Raw genomic sequence first — 7,282 nt, forward strand, 5'->3', positions numbered from 1 at the left:
GACGTCGACAGGACACACACCGGCGCGGCGGTGTCGAGGATGTTCCCAATTCGATCCGCAGGCTGATCCGGATCCACCGGAACATACGCACCACCGGCCTTGACCACCGCATACACACCGACCAACAGATCGATCGACCGACGCATCGCCAGCGCGACCAGCGATTCCGGACCGACTCCGATGGAAATCAGATGCCGCGCAAGCCGATTGACCCGAGCATCGAACTCCGCATAGGTCACCGACTCACCGTCGAACGACAACGCGACAGCACCGGGCGACCGCACCACCTGAGCGTCGAACCGATCGACCAGCGTCTGCGGCGCCACCGGATGTGCGGTGGCGTTCCACTCGCCCAGGTTCGCCTCGCGACCCTCCTCCCCGACGAGGTCGATGTCGCCGACCGGGCATTGCGGGTCGGCCGCCATCGCGTCGAGAATCAGGGCGAACCGGCGCGCGAAACCGTCCACCGTCGACCGGTCGAACAGGTCCGTCGCGTAGACCAAGGAAACCAACAGTCCGCCTGCACCTGCCTGTTCCACGACCGTCACCTGCAGGTCGAACTTCGCCACCTCGACCGCCGCGCCGACCACCGATACGTGCAAGCCCGGCAGCTCCAGGTCCGGCTGCTCGAGGTTCTGGTAGGACAGCATCACCTGGAAGAGGGGGTGCCTCGACATGGACCGCTCCGGATTGAGCACCTCCACCACACGCTCGAACGGGACCTCTGTGTGCCCGAACGCACCCAGATCCGATTCACGCACGCGCGCCAGGAGTTCCGTCGACGATTCCGCCCCCTCGACCGACGTCCGCAACACCAGGGTGTTGACGAACATGCCGACCAGATCGTCCAGTTCGGCTTCGCCGCGACCGGCCACCGGCGTGCCGACCGCGATATCGGAGGTACCGCTGAGCCTGCTCAACAACACCGCGAGGCCCGCGTGCACCGCCATGAACAACGAGGCATTGTGCTGTGCGGCCCAATCGGACAGTCCGGCCCGGGTGCGCTCACTGATGGGGATGTCCACCCGGGCACCCGAGTGTGTCCGGACCGCCGGACGCGAACGATCCGATGGCAGATCCAGCTGTGCGGGCAGCCCGGACAGCGCGCCGCGCCAGTACCCGAGCTGCCGCGCCACGAGCGACGAGGGATCGGACTCGTCACCGAGAACCTCACGCTGCCACAACGCGAAGTCGGCGTACTGCACGGCCAACGGCGACCACACCGATACCTCGCCACTGGCCCGCGCGACATAGGCCGCCATGACATCGCGCGTCAGCGGCCCCATCGAGAAGCCGTCGGCACTGATGTGATGCACCACGATCACCAGCACGTGCTCACTCGTGGTCGCACGCAAGAGGGCCACCCGGATCGGGACCTCGGCCGCCACGTCGAAACCCGCCACCACGAGTTCGGCCACCCGATCGGACAGGTCATCCGTCGACACCTCGACCGGGACCAGATCCGGGACCACCCACGCCGCGGGCACGATCACCTGAGAAGGACCATCACTCGACTCCGGATACATCGTGCGCAACGACTCGTGTCGCCCGAGCACGTCGCGAATCGCCGAACGCAGCGCCGCGACATCGAGTGCACCCGACAGCCGCACGACGACCGGGATGTTGTTCACGGCCGACTCCGGATCGAACCGGTTCAGGAACCACATCCGCTGCTGCGCCAGCGACAGCGGAATGCGATCCGGTCGGGGCCTCGGCGCCAGCACCGCTCGCGCAGACCCGGAGTCCCGCTCGACCCGCACCGCGAGCGCCGCCACCGTCGGGGACTCGAACAACAGCCGAACCGGAACCGTCACACCCAGCACGGAGCCGAGACGCGCCGCCACTCGCGTCGCGATCAACGAGTTCCCACCGAGGTCGAAAAAGTTGTCGTCCAACCCGACCCTCGGAAGACCGAGCACCTCCGAGATCGTGCCGGCGACGATCTCCTCGACCGGTGTCGACGGTGCGCGGAACGCTGTCGACACGAATTCCGGCGCGGGCAGAGCGCCGCGGTCGAGCTTCCCGTTCACCGTCAACGGGATCTCATCCAGCACCGTCACCACCGACGGCACCATGTGCGAGGGCAGGGTCCTCGCGGCGAACGCGGTCAGCTCCTCGGGGTCCGCCGACGCTCCGGCGGCCGCCACCACGTACGCGGCCAGCACCGTCGCCCCGGACGGGGCGGGACGGCCCATCGTCACCGCGAAATCCACCGACGGGTGCGCGGTCAGCGCCGCGTCGACCTCACCGAGTTCGATGCGGAAGCCGCGGATCTTCACCTGGAAGTCGCCGCGCCCCACGTACTCGAGTTCCAGATCCGACAGTCGGCCCTGTGCCGCGGAAGCGAGCCACCGCACCATGTCGCCCGTCCGGTACATCCGTGCACCGATCGACGAGAAAGGGTTCGCCACAAAGCGATCCGCGGTCAGGCTCGATCGGTTGTGATATCCCCGCGCCATCGCCGAACCCGCGACGTACAGTTCGCCGACCACCCCCACCGGCACCGGGCGAAGCCGCCGATCGAGCACCATCGCGGTCACGCCGCGGATCGGGCCACCGATCGTCACCGCCGCACCGGGCGCGAGCGCCGCGCTGGCCGACACCATCACGGTCATCTCGGTCGGCCCGTACGCGTTGTACAGGTCCCGGTCCGCACCCCAGCGGATCACCAGGTCCGAGCTCAGCGCCTCGCCGCCCATCACGACCACCCGCAGCGAATCGAGTCCGTCGGGCGCGAGCGCGGCCGCGGCGGACGGGGTGATGAAGGCATGAGTGACCCGCTGGCAATCGATGATGTCCGCCAGCTCACCGCCCCCGTACACGCCGGGGGGCACGATCACCAGGGCCGCTCCGGCGGCCGTCGCCATCAGGATCTCGAGGATCGACGCATCGAAACTGGGCGACGAGGAGTGCAGTACCCGAGACGAGGCCGTCACCGAGTACCGCTGCCGCTGCTCGAGGGCGAAGCTCGCGATGCCCCGGTGCGTGACCACCACGCCCTTGGGAACCCCGGTCGAGCCGGAGGTGTAGATCATGTACGCCGGCTGGGCCGGGTGCGTGGCACCGCATCTGTCCCGATCGGCGATCGGCGCCGTCGAGAGCGCCGCCCACTCCACCACCACGGCATCGGCGTCGAGCGTCACCCAGCCCGCGTCCGGTAGGGCATCCGTATACTCGGCGACGGTGAGGCCGACCACCGCGCCAGAGTCGGCGAGCATGTGTTCGAGGCGATCGGCGGGGTAGGCCGGGTCCATGGGTACGACGGCGGCGCCGGTCTTCGCCACCGCCCACAGCGCCAGCATCGACTCCACCGATCGGGGCAGGGCAACCGCGACGAACGACTCCGGTCCGACCCCGCGCGCGATCAGCAAGCGCGCCAGGGCGTTCGAGCGGGTGTCGAGCTCGCCGTAGTTCACCGTGCGGGAGCCGAACTCCAGTGCGGGCGCCGTCCGTTCGGTGACGGCCGCCGCCAACAGCTCGGCAAGGGTGACCGGCGACTCCGGGGGGCGGCCTGCGACCGGGCAGAGCGCTGTGCGCTCACTGGCGTCCATCACGTCGGTGTCCCCGATCGGCGCCGCTGGATCGTGCGCCACCGCGTCGAGCAGCCGGACGAACCGTGTGGCCAGCGTGCGCACGGTCGACTCGTCGAACAGGTCCGTGGCATAGATGAAGGTGCCCGCGATACCCGATCGGTCGGCCCGCTCCCCCAGTGCGAGCTGCAGATCGTATTTCGCGTACGCGATCCCGGGATCGACCTCGCTCACCGCCAGTCCGGGCAACTCCAGGACCGCGGGTTCCGCATTCTCCAACGCGAGCACGACCTGAAAGATCGGAGAGTGCGCGGTTGACCGTTCCGGCGCGAGGACCTCCACCAGTCGTTCGAAGGGCACCTCCGCATGCGCCAGCGCACCGATGTCCGATTCCCTTGTGCTGCGAAGTAACTCGGCAAACGACACCGATTGGTCCAGCACGGTCCGCAGGGCGAGCGTGTTGACGAACATGCCAACCAGGTCGTCGAGTACGTGCTCCCCACGGCCGGCCGTCGGCGTGCCGATGACGACGTCGTCGATGCCCGAGACCTTCGACAGCAGCAACGCAAATGCCGCGTGCACTGTGGTGAACAGGGTCGCCTCGTGCTCGCGGGACAGCGCCGACAGCCGGCGGTGCAGGTCCGCTCCGATCTCGAACTCCACCCGTCCACCCTCGAGCGAGGCGGCGGCCGGGCGTGGCCGGTCGGTGGTCAGGGGCAGCAGGTCGGGAATGCCGGACAGTTCGTCGAGCCAGTACCGGACCTGGCGCGAGAGCAGGGATTCCGGGTCCTCTTCGCTGCCGAGCAATTCGCGCTGCCAGATCGAGTAGTCCGCGTACTGCACCGGGAGCGGCTCCGGGTCGTATCGCCCGCCCGCCACCGCGCTCGTGTAGGCGGCCACCACCTCACGCGCGAGCGGCGCCATCGAGACGCCGTCGGCCCCGATGTGGTGCAGGAGGAACAGCAGCACGTGCTCGCCCCTGCCGAGCTGGAACAGCCGCACCCGGACCGGCGGCTCGACCGTCACGTCGAATCCGGCCGCCGCCGCCTCGGTGAGCCTGCCGCGCAGGTCTGCCTCGTCCGCAACCAGAATCGGACGGAGATCCGCATCGACACCCGCAGTCGGGATCACCACCTGCCTGGGTCCCTCGCCGTCGTCCGGGAACACCGTGCGCAGCGATTCGTGCCTACCCAACACGCTCAGGACCGAGGTTCGCAGCGCCTCATGGTCGAGTTCTCCGACCAGCCGGATCCCGAGCGGGAGGTTGTATGCGGGCGAAGAGATGTCGAACTGGTTGATGAACCACATCCGGGCCTGTGCCAGGGACAGCGGGACCCGCTCCGGGCGTGGCCCGGCCACCAGTTCGGGCCGACGACGGGCGCCGTCGGCCCGAACCGACGCCAGTGCGGCGAGCCCCGCGACGGTCGGCGCGTCGAACACCTCTCGCAGACTCACGTCGCTTCCGAGCGCCGCGTTGACCCGGGCCACCACCCGTGCGGCGGACAGCGAGTTGCCGCCGTGATCGAAGAAGGAATCCTGGGCCGCGACCCGTTCGACCCCGAGGATCTCACCGAAGATCCGCGCGACCACCACCTCGGCGGGGGTCGATGGCTCGCCGTGCTCACCGGGCGCGGATTCGAAGTCCGGCCTCGGCAGCGATTTCCGATCGAGCTTGCCGTGCAGCGTGATCGGAAGCTCCGCGAGCGTCAGCACGGTGATCGGCACCATGTACTCGGGCAGCGAGCGACCGAGGAACGCGCGCAGCTCATCGCCGTCGATCAGCGCCTCGGCGGCGGCGACCGCGTAGCCGACCAGCTGCTGATTTCCGGGAACGTCCTCGCGGACCACCACGACGGCCTGCGCCACCGACGAGTGCGCGAGCATCGCGGACTCGATCTCGCCCAGCTCGATCCGCAGACCGCGCAACTTCACCTGAAAATCGTTGCGCCCCAGATATTCTAATTCGCCAGACGCGTTGGTACGCACCAGGTCACCAGTCCGGTACATCCGCGCACCCGCGGCGCCGAACGGGTTGGCAACGAACCGATCCGACGTCAGATCACTACGACCGACATACCCCCGGGCCAACTGCACACCCGCCAGATACAACTCGCCCGGCACCCCCACCGGTACCGGATGCAGGCGCGAATCCAACACCAGCACCTGCGTGTTCCACACCGGCACACCGATCGGCACCGACACCCGATCCGCTGCAGTGACCTCATGGAAGGTCACATCCACCGCGGCCTCCGTCGGCCCGTACAGATTGTGTAATCGCACCGACGGCAGAACCCCACGCAGCGCCCCAGCCGTCTGCGCCGGAAGCGCCTCACCCGAGGCGAACACCCTTCGCAGCGAACTACAGCCCGCTACACCCGGCTCCGCCACGAACACCGCCAACATCGACGGCACAAAATGCGCCGTCGACACCGACTCCTCCACGATCACCCGAGCCAGATACGCCGGATCCCGATGACCATCCGGCACCGCGATCACCATCCGAGCACCGACCTGCAACGGCCAGAACAACTCCCACACCGACACATCAAAGGTCACCGGGGTCTTCTGCAACACCACATCATCGGCGGTCAGCCCGTACTCGCCCTGCATCCACACCAGACGATTCACGATCGCCGCATGCGAGACGGCCACACCCTTCGGCCGACCCGTCGAACCCGACGTGAAAATCACATACGCCGTGTTCTCCGGCGACAACGGCGCCAACCGATCCGCATCCGTCACCGGCGCACCCGACAACCCGCCGAGGTCCAACTGCTCGAGGACCACCGCCGGTGATCCGGCGGGCAGAGCCGCGCCGTCGGCGCCGGTGGTGAGTACGACAATCGGCGCGGCGGTCTCGAGCACGTGCGCCGTGCGCTCGGCTGGGTGGTCCGGGTCAAGAGGGAGGTAGGCGCCGCCTGCCTTGACGACGGCGTACACGGCGACCAGCAGGTCGATCGACCGACGCATCGCGAGCGCAACCACGGTGTCCGGACCGACCCCGTCGGCGATGAGACGGCGCGCCAGCCGGTTGGCACGGGCGTCGAACTCTGCGTAGGTCGGCGCGTGACCCTCGGACACCAGCGCGACCGAGTCCGGCGTCCGCGCCACCTGCTCGTCAAAGAGGTCCACCAGGGTGCTCCGAGCCGGCGGGGCCTCCAGCGCCTTGGCGTCCCGCTCGATGGTGTCCAGAACCGCACCAAGGCCGCCCTCGGCGGCGACCACCATCGGCGCCAGCCCGGACAGGGTGACCGAGACGATGGCCTCGGGGTCCAATCCCCTGGCAGCGAGCGGTCCGGCCAGCATCTGGAGACGCTCGTCGAGTTCCCGATAGGTCACCGACACATCGTCGACCCACACGACGACCGCGTCGGGGCTGGCCGCCGCGACGGCGGCGACCGACCGAGGGAAATCCGACAAGACGTACTCCGAAGCTATCGAGCCAAAGCCACGTCGATCCCCCCCGGTACCACTCGACCCGACCATCGCATAGTGCGATCCAGAGTGACAAGATACGTGACCAGGCCGCACCGTGTTCGGGTCACGTCATCGGGACGCTCAAAACCAGAAGTTGATCCTCGTTGCGATCGCGGCCCACTTGGTGTGCCGCCACACGGGCTATCGGGCGAGTGCCTGTTCGTGCACGCCCTGGACGGCGCGGCCGGAGGGGTCGGCCATCGCGGCGAATTCCGGGTCCCACTCGAGTGCGGCGGGGGTGGAGCAGGCGATGGACTTGCCGCCGGGGACGGTGG

Annotated in this window: 1 protein-coding gene; it reads right to left on the reverse strand. The window is 68.5% G+C overall.

What is annotated here, in order from left to right:
* Positions 1–6,950: non-ribosomal peptide synthetase (locus FCG67_RS24780; protein WP_169310611.1), on the reverse strand; the 6,950-nt coding region annotated here is incomplete at its 3' end.
* Positions 6,951–7,282 lie beyond the last annotated feature (332 nt).

Origin of the sequence: Rhodococcus oryzae (assembly GCF_005049235.1) — a bacterium.
Taxonomy (GTDB): domain Bacteria; phylum Actinomycetota; class Actinomycetes; order Mycobacteriales; family Mycobacteriaceae; genus Rhodococcus_G; species Rhodococcus_G oryzae.